Source organism: Trinickia sp. (assembly GCF_051953955.1).
Lineage (GTDB): Bacteria > Pseudomonadota > Gammaproteobacteria > Burkholderiales > Burkholderiaceae > Trinickia.
This window is the reverse complement of record NZ_JBQCIF010000004.1, coordinates 1-12,898: the sequence shown is the minus strand read 5'-3', so window position 1 is coordinate 12,898 and position 12,898 is coordinate 1. Positions and strand designations below refer to the sequence as shown.

The following is a 12,898-nucleotide window of genomic DNA, read 5'->3' as shown; positions in this document are numbered from 1 at the left end:
CTTGCCGGGACCGTGGGAGTCTGGCTCGTCGCGGCACAGATCGGCGTCATCGCGGGCGCTCTGGCGAAGTCGTTGGATCACGTGTACTCGATGGAGTCCATCGTCTTGCTGCCGCTCGGATTCGTCGGCGGCGTCTTCTACTCGATCCACACGCTGCCCGCGTTCTGGCAGGTGCTGTCGCATTTCAACCCGTTCTTTTATATGATCGACGGGTTCCGCTACGGATTCTTCGGACTCTCCGACATCGCGCCCGGCTTGTCGCTTGCGCTCGTCGCGGGAGCTGCGGTCGCGCTCGCTGCGGTCGCCCTCGCCATGCTCGCCCGCGGCTACAAGCTGCGGCACTGAAACGATTTCCCACATGGTCACTCCCCAATCGATCGAAGCGTCGATCCGCAACGGCCTCGCATGCGACGAGGTCGAGGTCGCCGGCGACGGTCACCATTTCGAGGCACGCATCGTCTCGCCCGCCTTTCGCGGTCTTTCACGCATTGCGCGGCACCGGCTCGTCTATGCGGCGATGGGCGATCGGATGCGCGAGGAAGTTCACGCGCTGTCGATGACGACGCTGACGCCTGAAGAGGCGGCGAATGGATAAGCTCGTCATCGAAGGCGGCCAGCGGCTCGCAGGCGAGGTGCGCGTCTCCGGCGCGAAGAATGCGGCACTGCCGATCTTCTGCGCATCGCTTTTGACCGCCGAGCCGCTGACGCTCGCCAACGTCCCGCGCCTGAACGACGTGCGCACGATGCGGGCGCTCTTGTCGCAGATGGGCGTGCGCCAGCACGACGACGAGCGCGGCGGCGTCACGCTCGAGGCGGCGCACGTCGACTGGCCGCTCGCCCCGTACGAGCTCGTCAAGACCATGCGCGCGTCGATCCTGGCACTGGGACCGCTGCTCGCGCGTTGCGGCGAAGCGCGCGTGTCGCTGCCCGGCGGCTGCGCGATCGGACTGCGGCCGGTCGACCAGCACATCAAGGGCTTGCAGGCGATGGGCGCCGAGATCGGCATCGAGCACGGCTACATCGAAGCGCGCGCGAAGCGCCTGAAGGGCGCGCGCATCATGACCGACATGATCACGGTCACCGGCACCGAGAATCTAATGATGGCGGCCGTGCTGGCAGACGGCGAGACGGTGCTCGAAAACGCGGCGCGCGAGCCCGAAGTGGGCGATCTCGCACAGTTGCTCGTGCGGATGGGCGCGAAGATCGACGGCATCGGCACGGATCGGCTCGTGATCCAAGGCGTCGAGAAGCTGCACGGCGCGCGCCATTCGGTGATTCCCGACCGCATCGAAGCCGGCACGTTTCTGTGCGCGGTGGCAGCGGCCGGCGGTGAAGTCACGCTGCGCGACGTGCGGCCGATCACGCTCGAGGCCGTCACGATGAAGCTGCGCGAGGCCGGTGTCACGATCGAGGAAGGCGACGATTGGATTCGCGTGCGGATGATGCGGCGCCCTCGTGCCGTTTCGCTGCGCACATCCGAATACCCTGCGTTCCCGACCGACATGCAGGCGCAGTTCATGGCTTTGAACGCGATTGCCGACGGCACGTCGCAAGTGGTCGAGACGATCTTCGAAAACCGCTTCATGCACGTTCAGGAGCTCAATCGGCTCGGTGCGAGCATCACGGTCGACGGCAATACGGCGCTGGTCACGGGCGTGCCGCGCCTCTCGGGTGCGACGGTCATGGCCACCGATCTGCGGGCGTCGGCGAGCCTCGTGATCGCGGGGCTCACGGCCGAGGGCGAAACGCTCGTCGACCGCATCTATCACCTCGATCGCGGCTATGACCGCATGGAAGAAAAGCTGACCGCGATCGGCGCGCGCGCCCGCCGCATGTCGGAGCGGGCCGCGGCTGCATCGGAGAACCACGCATGAGCACACTCGATACGACACCCCTGACGCTCGCGCTCTCGAAGGGCCGGATTTTCGAGGAAACGTTGCCGCTGCTCGCGGCCGCCGGCGTGCACGTTTCCGAAGATCCCGAGACGTCGCGCAAGCTGATTTTGCCGACGAGCGCGCCGAACTTGCGCGTGATCATCGTGCGTGCGACCGACGTGCCTACCTACGTCGAATACGGCGCGGCCGACTTCGGCGTCGCGGGCAAGGACGTCCTGCTCGAGCATGGCGGCTCCGGCCTCTATCAGCCGATCGATCTGAACATTGCGCGCTGCCGCATGTCGGTGGCGGTGAAGGCCGGCTTCGACTACGCCAATGCCGTGCGGCAAGGCGCGCGATTGCGCGTGGCGACGAAGTACGTGCAGACCGCCCGCGAGCATTTCGCGGCGAAGGGCGTGCACGTCGACTTGATCAAGCTGTACGGCTCGATGGAGCTCGCGCCGCTCGTGGGCCTGGCCGACGCCATCGTCGATCTGGTCAGCTCGGGCGGCACGCTGCGCGCGAACGATCTCGTCGAAGTCGAGGAAATCATGCAGATCTCCTCGCGCCTCGTGGTGAACCAAGCGGCGCTGAAATTGAAGCGCGCGGCGCTCAAACCGCTGCTCGATGCGTTCGAGCAAGCGTCGCAGCGCACGACGGCGACAAGCGCCTGACGCGGGCGGGGCCCGCCGCGCGCGCCCGGCCGTCATGCCCGGCACGCGCATTACCGAAACGGATACCAGCATGTCACTGACGATTCGCAAACTCGACTCGAGCGCGGGCGACTTCGCCGCGAAGCTCGCTGCCGTGCTCGCCTTCGAGGCGAGCGAAGACGAAGCGATCGAACGCTCGGTCGCGCAGATTCTGGCCGACGTGAAATCGCGCGGCGATGCCGCCGTCCTCGAATACACGAACCGCTTCGACCGGCTCGCGGCGGAAAGCGTAGCCATGCTCGAGCTGCCGGCCAGCGAGCTCGAGCAGGCGCTCGACGCGCTCGAGCCGAAACGGCGCGCGGCGCTCGAAGCGGCAGCCGCGCGCGTGCGCGCTTACCACGAGAAGCAGAAGATCGAGTGCGGCAGCCATAGCTGGCAGTACACCGAAAGCGACGGCACCGTGCTCGGCCAAAAGGTCACGCCGCTCGATCGTGCCGGCATCTACGTGCCGGGCGGCAAGGCCGCGTACCCGTCGTCGGTGCTCATGAACGCGATTCCGGCGCGCGTGGCCGGCGTGCGCGAGATCGTCATGGTCGTGCCGACGCCGGACGGCGTGCGCAATCCGCTCGTGCTCGCCGCCGCGCTGCTCGGCGGCGTCGATCGCGTGTTCACGATCGGCGGTGCACAGGCGATCGGCGCGCTCGCCTACGGCACGCAAACGCTGCCGGCCGTCGATAAGATTTGCGGCCCCGGCAACGCCTATGTGGCTAGCGCGAAGCGGCGCGTGTTCGGCACGGTCGGCATCGACATGATTGCCGGACCTTCGGAAATCCTCGTGCTTTGCGACGGCACCACGGATCCGCGCTGGGTCGCGATGGATCTGTTTTCGCAGGCCGAGCACGACGAGCTCGCCCAGTCGATCCTGCTCTGTCCCGACGAAGCGTTCATCGCTCGCGTGGAAGAGGCGATTGCCGAGCTGTTGCCGACGATGCCCCGGCGCGACGTGATCGAGCGTTCGCTCGTCGATCGCGGCGCGCTCATCAAAGTGCGGGACATGGCCGAAGCCTGCGCGATCGCCAACCAGATCGCGCCCGAGCACTTGGAGATTTCGGCGCTCGAACCGCATCAGTGGGCGAAGGAGATTCGTCACGCGGGTGCGATCTTCATGGGCCGCTACACGAGCGAGAGTCTCGGCGATTATTGCGCCGGGCCGAACCACGTCTTGCCGACGTCGCGCACGGCGCGCTTCTCGTCGCCGCTCGGCGTCTACGACTTCTTCAAGCGCTCGAGCGTGATCGAGGTGAGCGCCGAGGGCGCGCAAACGCTGGGCGAGATCGCGGCCGAGCTCGCGTACGGCGAAGGGCTGCCCGCGCATGCCCGCAGCGCCGAGTACCGAATGAGACAGAGCGGCTAGACGAAGGTAGATAACCAGACAGGCAGACCACCATGACCCAACCCGCAGACATCATTCGCCCCGACGTGCTGTCGATGACGACCTACGCGGTGGCCGACGCGACCGGCTTCGTGAAGCTCGACGCGATGGAGAATCCCTACGCGTTGCCGGCACCGCTCGCCGCGCAATTGGGCGACGTGCTGGCCGGTGTCGCGCTGAACCGCTATCCGCAGCCGCGGCCGGCCGTGCTCATCGACAAGCTCAAGCAGGTGATGGGTGTGCCGAGCGAGGCCGAGGTGCTGCTCGGCAACGGTTCGGACGAGCTCATCAGCATGATCGCCATCGCCTGCGCGAAGCCGGGCGCGAAACTGCTCGCGCCGGTCCCCGGCTTCGTCATGTATCAGATGTCGGCCAAGTTCGCGCAGCTCGAGTTCGTCGGTGTGCCGCACCGCGCTGATCTGACGCTCGATATCGACGCGATGCTCGCGGCGATTGCCGAGCACGATCCGGCCATTATCTACTTGGCCTATCCGAACAATCCGACGGGCACGCTCTACACGGATGCCGAGATCGAGCGCGTCATCGCACAGGCGAAAGGGAGCCTCGTCGTCATCGACGAAGCCTACCAGCCGTTTGCGCAAAAGAGCTGGATCGGCCGCGTGCTCGACTACGACAACGTCGTCGTCATGCGCACGGTTTCGAAGCTGGGGCTGGCCGGGATTCGGCTCGGCTACCTCGTCGGCGCGCGGGCCTGGCTCGACGAATTCGACAAGGTTCGGCCGCCGTACAACGTGAACGTGCTGACGCAGGCGGCAGCCGAGTTCATGCTCGAGCACGTCGACGTGCTCGAGGCGCAAGCGGCCGAACTGCGTGCGGAGCGGGCCAAGCTGGCGCAAGCGTTGGCGGCGTTGCCGGGCACGACGGTGTTCCCGAGCGCGGCCAATTTCCTGCTCATGCGCGTGCCCGATGCCGATTCGGCGTTCAATGCGCTGCTCGACGCGAAGGTTTTGGTCAAAAACGTGGGTAAAATGCACCCATTGCTGACTAATTGCCTGCGTTTGACGATCGGTGCGCCCGACGAAAACGCGCAAATGCTGGCGGCGCTCCAGCAAGCGCTGAATTAAAAGCCAATTCGAGGAATTCCATGCGTGTAGCGGAAGTGTTTCGCGATACCAGCGAGACGAAGATCCGTGTGAAGATCGATCTGGACGGCACCGGCCGGCAAAAGCTGGCAACGGGCGTGCCGTTTCTCGACCACATGCTCGATCAAATTGCCCGCCACGGGCTGATCGACCTCGACATCGAGGCGCATGGCGATTTGCACATCGACGACCACCATACCGTCGAGGATACGGGCATCACGCTCGGGATGGCCGTGGCCAAGGCGATCGGCGACAAAAAAGGGATTCGCCGCTACGGTCACGCCTACGTGCCGCTCGACGAAGCGCTGTCGCGCGTCGTCATCGATTTCTCGGGGCGTCCGGGGCTCGAATTCAACGTCCCGTTCACGCGGGCGCGGATCGGGACGTTCGACGTCGATTTGTCGATCGAGTTCTTCCGCGGGTTCGTCAATCACGCGGGCGTGACGCTGCACATCGACAATTTGCGCGGCCTGAACGCGCACCATCAGTTGGAAACGGTGTTCAAGGCATTCGGCCGTGCGCTGCGGATGGCCGTGGAACTCGACGATCGCGCGGCGGGGCAGATTCCGTCGACGAAGGGAAGTCTCTAAACACGGACCGGCGCGCTTTTCCGGGGGCGCCGGCTTGCGATGGATCTTCTCAAATCGTTCATTTCACTGCTGGCGCTGATCAATCCCGTCGGCGCGGTGCCGTTCTTTCTGAGCCTCACATCGGAGCAATCCGAGGGGGAGCGGCGGCGCACGATCCGCATCGCCTCGATTTCGGTGTTTTGCGTGATCGCGATCACGACGCTGCTCGGCCAGCAGATCATCAGTTTTTTCGGCATTTCGGTCGGCTCGCTCGAGGTCGGCGGCGGCATCATCATGCTGCTGATGGCGGTGAACATGCTCAACGCCCAGGTCGGCAACACGCGCGCGACGGCCGAGGAGCGCGACGAGGCCGAATCGAAGAACAGCATCGCGGTCGTGCCGCTCGCGATCCCGCTGTTGACGGGCCCCGGCACGATCAGCACGGTGATCGTCTATTCGGCGAATGCGGCGCACTGGTTCGACCGGATTTGGCTCGTCGTGATCGGCGCGGTGATCGCGGTCATCTGTTTCGGAGCGCTCAGGCTGGCCGATCCGATCGCTCGCTGGGTGGGCCAGACGGGGATCAACATCGGCACGCGGCTCATGGGTTTGATGTTGTCCGCGCTGGCGGTGGAGTTCATCGTCGACGGATTGAAGGCGTTGCTGCCGAACTTGCGGTGAAAGGCTTGCTGCCCAACTTGCGCTGAAAAGCGCGCTTGCGATGAAAAAGATTGCGATTGTGGATTACGGGATGGGCAACCTGCGCTCGGTGTACCAAGCGCTGAAGAAGGCTGCCCCCGAGGTGGACGTGGCGATCGTCGATCGCCCCGAAGCGATTCGCGAGGCCGAGCGCGTCGTGCTGCCGGGCCAAGGCGCCATGCCCGATTGCATGCGTTGCCTCGGCGAATCGGGATTGCAGGAGGCGGTGCTCGAGGCGTCGCGCACGAAGCCCTTGATGGGAGTGTGCGTCGGCGAGCAGATGCTGTTCGATTGGAGCGAAGAGGGCTCGACGCCGGGGCTCGGCTTGATGCCCGGCAAAGTCCTGCGCTTCGCGCTCGAAGGCAAGCTGCAGGACGACGGCTCGCGCTTCAAGGTGCCGCAGATGGGCTGGAACCGCGTGCGGCAAACGCGCACCCACCCATTGTGGGCGGGCGTGCCGGACGGTGCATTCTTCTACTTCGTCCACAGTTACTATGTCGCGCCGGAGAACCGCGAGCACACGGCCGGCGAAACCGAGTACGGCACGACGTTCACGTCGGCCGTGGCTCGCGAGAACATCTTCGCGACTCAGTTCCACCCGGAAAAGAGCGCCGAGACCGGGCTGCGCGTGTACCGCAATTTCGTCGACTGGAACCCATGATGTGCCGCGGCCGCCTGTAAGCATTCGTCCTATCCGGACGGCAAGCGGGCGGCACGCTGAAAGACTTGTACTAAACTAAGCGACACGGCTGTTCGGCGGCGGGTGCGATTGTGTGCCCGCCGCCGGCGGCACCGACACTCAACCTTCCAGATTTCACGCGATTGCTATGCTGCTGATTCCCGCCATCGACCTCAAGGACGGTCAGTGTGTGCGCCTCAAACAAGGCGATATGGACCAAGCGACGATATTTTCCGAGGATCCCGCGGCGATGGCTCGCCATTGGGTCGCCAGGGGCGCACGACGGCTGCACCTCGTCGACCTGAACGGAGCGTTTGCTGGCAAGCCGAAGAACGAAGAGGCGATCCGCGCCATCATCGACGAAGTCGGTAGCGAGATCCCCGTGCAGCTCGGGGGCGGCATCCGCGATCTCGAAACGATCGAGCGTTATCTGGACGATGGCCTCTCGTACGTCATCATCGGCACGGCGGCCGTGAAGAACCCGGGCTTCCTGCAGGATGCGTGCACCGCGTTCGGCGGCCATATCATCGTCGGCCTGGATGCCAAGGACGGCAAGGTGGCGACGGACGGATGGAGCAAGCTCACGGGCCACGAGGTCGTCGATTTGGCGCGCAAGTTCGAAGATTACGGCTGCGAATCGATCATCTACACCGACATCGGCCGTGACGGCATGCTCCAAGGCGTCAACATCGAGGCGACGGTGCGACTTGCCCGAGCCGTCAAGATTCCCGTGATCGCGAGCGGCGGCTTGTCGAATTTGGCCGATATCGAAGCACTTTGCGAGGTCGAGGGAGACGGCGTCGAGGGCGTCATTTGCGGGCGTGCGATCTATTCGGGCGACCTCGATTTCTCCACGGCGCAAACGCGCGCGGACGCGCTGCGCGAATCGGACGACGCCTGAAGCGGGGTGCGTCGCCCGTCGCCGCCGGCGTGGCGCGGGGCTTCGGGAGCGCGATGAATTCGAGCGGCTCGATCGATCGGTGCCGCCGGCGCCGGCCGCACCGACGCCGCGACGCCTCGGCTCGCCACGACATTACGCCGCCTGCTTCGCCGCGGGCGGCCCACTTAGCGGCATTTGCACCATCATGGCTCTAGCTAAACGCATCATCCCCTGCCTGGACGTGACCGCCGGCCGCGTCGTCAAAGGTGTCAATTTCGTGGAGCTGCGCGATGCCGGCGATCCCGTCGAAATCGCGCGCCGCTACGACGAGCAAGGCGCCGACGAACTGACGTTCCTCGACATCACGGCCACGTCCGATCAGCGCGACCTGATCCTGCCGATCATCGAGGCGGTCGCGGCGCAGGTCTTCATCCCGCTGACGGTGGGCGGAGGCGTGCGCGCGGTGGAAGACGTCCGGCGGCTGCTCAACGCGGGTGCGGACAAAATCAGCATGAATTCGTCGGCGGTGGCCCGGCCCGAGCTCGTGCGCGAGGCCGCGCAGAAATACGGCTCGCAGTGCATCGTCGTTGCGATCGACGCGAAGCGCGTCTCGAGCGAAGGCGAGCCGGCGCGTTGGGAAGTCTTCACGCACGGCGGCCGCAAGGCGACGGGTCTCGACGCGGTCGAGTGGGCCAAGCGGATGGCCGAGTACGGTGCCGGCGAAATTTTGCTGACGAGCATGGATCGCGACGGTACGAAAAGCGGGTTCGACCTCGCGCTCACGCGCGCGGTATCGGATGCCGTGCCCGTGCCCGTGATCGCATCGGGCGGCGTCGGCTCGCTGAAGGATTTGGCCGACGGCATCGAGCAAGGCCATGCCGATGCCGTGCTGGCCGCGAGCATCTTTCACTACGGCGAGCATACGGTCGGCGAAGCGAAGCGTTTCATGGCCGAGCGCGGTATTTCAGTGAGGCAATGATGGGCGTTTCCGCCGAAAAATCCTGGCTCGACAAGGTCCAATGGGACGCGAACGGGCTCGTGCCGGTCATCGCGCAGGAAGCAACGACGGGCGACGTGCTCATGTTCGCGTGGATGAACCGCGAGGCGTTGACGAAGACGATCGAAACGGGCCGCGCGGTCTATTTTTCGCGCTCGCGCCAGCGTCTGTGGTTCAAGGGCGAAGAATCCGGCCACGTGCAGCACGTACGCGAAGTGCGGCTCGACTGCGACGAGGACGTCGTCTTGCTCAAGATCGAGCAAGTGTCGGGCATCGCCTGCCATACCGGGCGCCATTCCTGTTTTTTCCAGAAATTCGAAGGCACGGCGCAGGAGGGCGACTGGGTCGCCGTCGATCCCGTGTTGAAAGACCCCGAGCAGATCTACCGATGACCGAACCCACGCAAACGGCTGCAAACACCGCCGCTCCCACGACGCAAGACACGCTGCTGCGGCTGGCCGCGGTCATCGACAGCCGCAAAGGCGGCGATCCCGAGGTGTCCTACGTCTCGCGCTTGTTTCACAAGGGCGACGACGCAGTCCTCAAAAAGATCGGCGAGGAAGCGACCGAAGTCGTGCTGGCCGCGAAGGACGTGCGCCAGGGCGGCGCGCCGAGCGCGCTCGTCGGCGAAGTGGCCGATCTCTGGTTTCACTGCCTGGTCATGCTGTCGCACTACGAGCTGAGCCCCGCGGACGTCATCGCCGAGCTCGAGCGGCGCGAAGGCCTGTCGGGCATCGAGGAAAAAGCGCTGCGCAAGCGCCGCGAGCGTGAGGAAAACGGCGGCTAGCCCGTGCGGCCGATGCGGCCCGCTGCGGCTCGATACGGCCCGGATTCCGATTGCCCACTGCACGAGCTTTGCACACGCAGGCGGGCCAGCGCTGAAGCCCAAACCCTGGCGATAGGAGCGTGAACATGGAACAACGACCGGGTTCGCCCGTTTCCTACCCGACGCCGCGAGCCGGCGGCGACATGCGCACGTTGACGCACATTCTGTACGGGCTGTTCGCGCTGCACTGGTTCACGGGCGGCATTTCGATCATCGTCGCGATCATCATTGCCTACCTGAAGCGCGGCGATGCGGCGGGCACGCCGTGCGAGGCCCACATGACCTGGCTCATCCGTTCGTTTTGGATCGGGCTCGTTGGTTATATCATCGGTGCCGCGCTCCTTTTCGTCTTCATCGGCTTCATCGTGCTGACGGCCGTGTCGATTTGGATGCTGTACCGTATCGTGAAGGGCTGGCTCTACCTCTACGAGAACAAGCCGCTCGAGCCTCGCGCGTGGTTTTGACGACGTGCCGCGCGTTTTCGCTTCGCCACCAGGAAGACCATGAGTCACGACAACTGCCTTTTCTGCAAGATCGCCTCGGGCGAGATCCCGAGCACGAAGGTCCATGAGGACGAAGACTTCGTCGCGTTCAAGGATATTCATCCGGCGGCGGACACGCACGTTCTCGTCATCCCTCGAAAACACATAGAAACCCTGTCCAATTGCAGCGAAAGCGATGCTCCGCTGCTTGGTAAAATGATGATTCTGGTGGCGCGGCTGGCCGACGAACTCGGTTGCGCGTACACCGGCGGCGATACGGGGTTCCGCACGGTCATCAACACAGGGCCGGGTGGCGGGCAGGAGGTCTACCACTTGCATGCGCACATCCTCGCCGGCCCGCGTCCGTGGAAGCGGATGGGCTGAGGCACGGCGCGCCCGTTGCCGCATCGATGGACAGGGAGCGTCAGCGCTCCGATTAGGGTCGCAAGGCCGGTATTCTCGTCACCGCATGGCGCGACGGCGAGGCTTGGGAGGTTTTCATGGGTTCATTCAGCATTTGGCACTGGTTGATCGTGCTTTTGATCGTGGCTCTCGTGTTCGGCACGAAGCGCCTGCGCAGCATCGGCAGCGATTTGGGCAGCGCGGTGAAGGGCTTCAAAGAGGGCATGAAGGATGCCGATGCGCCGTCCCCGCCCGCGTCCACCGATGCCGAGCGCCGCGAGTTGCCGCGCACGAACACGATCGACGTCGAGGCGAAGGAAAAATCGCGCTCGAACGATTACCGCTGAACGAATGCCGCGCGCGCCGCGGCACAGGATGAAGCGATACGACCGTACAACCGACAACGGACGATTGACTAGGGCACCTCAATGCTCGATCTCGGACTGACGAAGATGGCGCTGATCGGCGTCGTGGCGCTCGTCGTGCTCGGCCCCGAGCGCTTGCCGCGCGTGGCCCGCACGGCGGGTGCGCTGTTCGGCCGCGCCCAGCGTTACATCAACGACGTGAAGGCCGAAGTGACGCGCGAGATCGAGCTCGATGCGCTGCGCCAAATGAAGACCGAGTTCGAATCGGCTGCGCGCAACGTCGAGACGTCCATCCACGACAATCTGCGCAAGCACGAAGCCGAACTGAACGATGCGTTCCGCAGCGGCTCGTCGATCTCGCCCAGTATTGCCGGAGGCGCGGCGGCGGAAGATGCGGCAGGCGATGCCGGCACGTCGTTCGGGGGTGCGTCGTCGTGGCGCACGAGCGCGCCACCCAGGGCCAAGCGCGTCAGTTGGCGCGGCAAACGCTCGGCCGCGCCCGTCTGGTACAAGCGTGCCGTCGGCCGTCGCACGCACGTTCAATCGGGCGCCGCGCGCGTCGCCCGCCATACGCCCACGAGCCTGCGCAAGCAGCGGCGCTTTCTTTGACCGAGCCGATGCCAGTCGTGCAGCGTTCGACCGTCGATGGCTTCCCACTTCCGATTTTTCGGCGCACCGCGCGTCGATCTCACTAAGAGGGCCGGTGTGAGCGACCCCCAGCAGAAGCAGGACGAAGGCCCAGAAGAGTCGTTCATCTCGCATCTCGTCGAGCTGCGCGACCGCATCATCAAGGCCGGCAGCGCCGTCATCATCGTCTTTCTCGGGCTCGTCTATTGGGCGACCGACATCTTCAGGGTGCTTGCCCGGCCGCTGATGGAGAACCTGCCGAAGGGCGGGCGAATGATCGTCACCGACGTCACGGGCTCCTTTTTCGTGCCTGTGAAGGTGACGATGCTCGTCGCGCTCGTCATTGCGCTGCCGTTCGTGCTCTATCAAATTTGGGCGTTCGTCGCGCCGGGGCTCTATCAGCACGAGAAGAAACTCGTCGCCCCACTCGTGGGCAGCAGCTATATCTTGTTTCTGTGCGGGATGTCGTTCGCGTACTTCGTCGTCTTTCCGACGATCTTCCGCGTCATGGCCCACTACAACGCGCCGCTGAACGTGCAGATGTCGACCGACATCGACAACTACCTCAGTTTCGTGTTGTCGATGTTCCTTGCGTTCGGGGTCACGTTCGAGGTCCCGATCGTCGTCGTGCTGCTCGTGCGCATGGGCGTGGTCACGCTCAAGAAGCTGCGCAGCATCCGGCCCTACGTGGTGGTGGGCGCGTTCATCGTGGCCGCCGTGGTCACGCCGCCCGATGTCTTTTCGCAGCTGATCCTCGCACTGCCGCTGATCATTCTCTACGAAGCCGGGATTCTCGCGGCCCGGCTGATCGTCGGAAAAGATCGTCCGGTGGCCGAGGAAGAGGGCGCGGCGGGCTGACCCTCATTCCTCCTGTTGGGCGTCGCCGCCATCGTCTTGGTTGCTGTCGGACTGCTTCGGCGGCGGCGGGCGCTTGCCGATCGTCACGACGACGTCCATCTCTTTCTTCTTGCGCATCAGCTTGACCTTCGCCTGCGTGCCGGGCTTGATCTGCGCAATCACGTTCAAAAGCCGCGTCGTATCGATGATGTCCTCGCCGTTCACCTCGAGCAGGACGTCGCCGGGCTTGATGCCGGCCTTATCCGCCGGGCCGCCTTGCAACACGCCCGCGACGATCGTGCCGCGCTGCTCCAGCCCGAACGATTCCGCGATGGCGGGCGTGACGTCCTGCGGCTCGACGCCGATCCACCCGCGCGTGACCGATCCCGTCGTAATGATGCTTTCCAGTACGCTGCGCGCCGTCGAAACGGGGATGGCGAACCCGATGCCGAGCGAGCCGCCCGAGCGCGAGT

The 12,898-nt window shown here is 64.9% G+C and carries 19 protein-coding genes; 18 read left to right on the top strand and 1 reads right to left on the bottom strand.

What is annotated here, in order from left to right:
* The 18 genes from ACTHNZ_RS00870 to tatC form a co-directional block, all read left to right on the top strand.
* Nucleotides 1–345: ABC transporter permease (locus tag ACTHNZ_RS00870; protein WP_440540599.1), on the top strand; the 345-nt coding region annotated here is incomplete at its 5' end.
* 13 nt (nucleotides 346–358) lie between these two features.
* The gene (locus ACTHNZ_RS00865; RefSeq protein WP_440540598.1) at nucleotides 359–595 is read left to right on the top strand and encodes a BolA family protein; all 237 of its coding nucleotides are present in this window, start codon (nucleotides 359–361) and stop codon (nucleotides 593–595) included.
* Nucleotides 588–1,874 carry a UDP-N-acetylglucosamine 1-carboxyvinyltransferase gene (murA, locus tag ACTHNZ_RS00860; RefSeq protein WP_440540597.1) on the top strand — a complete coding sequence of 429 codons (1,287 nt, stop codon included), beginning with the start codon at nucleotides 588–590 and terminating at the stop codon, nucleotides 1,872–1,874. The genes ACTHNZ_RS00865 and murA overlap by 8 nt, the downstream gene beginning before the upstream one ends.
* Nucleotides 1,871–2,548 (top strand): ATP phosphoribosyltransferase, encoded by a 678-nt coding sequence (gene hisG / locus ACTHNZ_RS00855; protein WP_440540596.1) that lies wholly within the window; start codon nucleotides 1,871–1,873, stop codon nucleotides 2,546–2,548. The genes murA and hisG overlap by 4 nt, the downstream gene beginning before the upstream one ends.
* 70 nt (nucleotides 2,549–2,618) lie before the next feature.
* A complete protein-coding gene (hisD, locus tag ACTHNZ_RS00850) occupies nucleotides 2,619–3,941 on the top strand; it encodes a histidinol dehydrogenase (RefSeq protein WP_440540595.1) in 1,323 nt (440 codons plus the stop codon).
* Between the two features lie 32 nt (nucleotides 3,942–3,973).
* Nucleotides 3,974–5,044 carry a histidinol-phosphate transaminase gene (gene hisC / locus ACTHNZ_RS00845; protein ID WP_440540594.1) on the top strand — a complete coding sequence of 357 codons (1,071 nt, stop codon included), beginning with the start codon at nucleotides 3,974–3,976 and terminating at the stop codon, nucleotides 5,042–5,044.
* A gap of 20 nt (nucleotides 5,045–5,064) precedes the next feature.
* Nucleotides 5,065–5,652: an imidazoleglycerol-phosphate dehydratase HisB gene (hisB, locus tag ACTHNZ_RS00840; protein ID WP_440540593.1), complete on the top strand. Its 588-nt coding sequence runs from the start codon at nucleotides 5,065–5,067 to the stop codon at nucleotides 5,650–5,652.
* A 39-nt stretch (nucleotides 5,653–5,691) separates the two neighbouring features.
* Nucleotides 5,692–6,312, top strand: coding sequence for a YchE family NAAT transporter (locus ACTHNZ_RS00835; protein WP_440540592.1), 621 nt, complete (start codon nucleotides 5,692–5,694; stop codon nucleotides 6,310–6,312).
* Nucleotides 6,313–6,352: 40 nt separating this feature from the next.
* Nucleotides 6,353–6,991, top strand: coding sequence for an imidazole glycerol phosphate synthase subunit HisH (hisH, locus tag ACTHNZ_RS00830; RefSeq protein ID WP_440540591.1), 639 nt, complete (start codon nucleotides 6,353–6,355; stop codon nucleotides 6,989–6,991).
* 166 nt (nucleotides 6,992–7,157) lie between these two features.
* Nucleotides 7,158–7,910: a 1-(5-phosphoribosyl)-5-[(5-phosphoribosylamino)methylideneamino]imidazole-4-carboxamide isomerase gene (gene hisA, locus ACTHNZ_RS00825; RefSeq protein ID WP_440540590.1), complete on the top strand. Its 753-nt coding sequence runs from the start codon at nucleotides 7,158–7,160 to the stop codon at nucleotides 7,908–7,910.
* Nucleotides 7,911–8,094: 184 nt separating this feature from the next.
* Nucleotides 8,095–8,868 carry an imidazole glycerol phosphate synthase subunit HisF gene (gene hisF / locus ACTHNZ_RS00820; RefSeq protein WP_440540589.1) on the top strand — a complete coding sequence of 258 codons (774 nt, stop codon included), beginning with the start codon at nucleotides 8,095–8,097 and terminating at the stop codon, nucleotides 8,866–8,868.
* On the top strand, nucleotides 8,868–9,278 hold the full coding sequence (hisI, locus tag ACTHNZ_RS00815) for a phosphoribosyl-AMP cyclohydrolase (protein WP_440540588.1): 411 nt from the start codon (nucleotides 8,868–8,870) through the stop codon (nucleotides 9,276–9,278). The genes hisF and hisI overlap by 1 nt, the downstream gene beginning before the upstream one ends.
* Nucleotides 9,275–9,673: a phosphoribosyl-ATP diphosphatase gene (locus ACTHNZ_RS00810; protein ID WP_440540587.1), complete on the top strand. Its 399-nt coding sequence runs from the start codon at nucleotides 9,275–9,277 to the stop codon at nucleotides 9,671–9,673. The genes hisI and ACTHNZ_RS00810 overlap by 4 nt, the downstream gene beginning before the upstream one ends.
* 125 nt (nucleotides 9,674–9,798) lie before the next feature.
* A complete protein-coding gene (locus tag ACTHNZ_RS00805; RefSeq protein WP_440540586.1) occupies nucleotides 9,799–10,176 on the top strand; it encodes a DUF4870 family protein in 378 nt (125 codons plus the stop codon).
* Between the two features lie 39 nt (nucleotides 10,177–10,215).
* Nucleotides 10,216–10,578: a histidine triad nucleotide-binding protein gene (locus ACTHNZ_RS00800; RefSeq protein WP_440540585.1), complete on the top strand. Its 363-nt coding sequence runs from the start codon at nucleotides 10,216–10,218 to the stop codon at nucleotides 10,576–10,578.
* A 116-nt stretch (nucleotides 10,579–10,694) separates the two neighbouring features.
* Nucleotides 10,695–10,943, top strand: coding sequence for a Sec-independent protein translocase subunit TatA (gene tatA / locus ACTHNZ_RS00795; RefSeq protein WP_440540584.1), 249 nt, complete (start codon nucleotides 10,695–10,697; stop codon nucleotides 10,941–10,943).
* Nucleotides 10,944–11,024: 81 nt separating this feature from the next.
* On the top strand, nucleotides 11,025–11,570 hold the full coding sequence (tatB, locus tag ACTHNZ_RS00790) for a Sec-independent protein translocase protein TatB (protein WP_440540583.1): 546 nt from the start codon (nucleotides 11,025–11,027) through the stop codon (nucleotides 11,568–11,570).
* A 96-nt stretch (nucleotides 11,571–11,666) separates the two neighbouring features.
* Entirely contained in the window at nucleotides 11,667–12,446 is a 780-nt protein-coding gene (gene tatC / locus ACTHNZ_RS00785; protein ID WP_440540582.1) for a twin-arginine translocase subunit TatC, read from the top strand.
* 3 nt (nucleotides 12,447–12,449) lie between these two features.
* Here tatC and ACTHNZ_RS00780 read toward each other — a convergent pair.
* Nucleotides 12,450–12,898, bottom strand: a 449-nt coding sequence (locus tag ACTHNZ_RS00780; protein ID WP_440540581.1) for a S1C family serine protease, incomplete at its 5' end; no start/stop codon positions are given.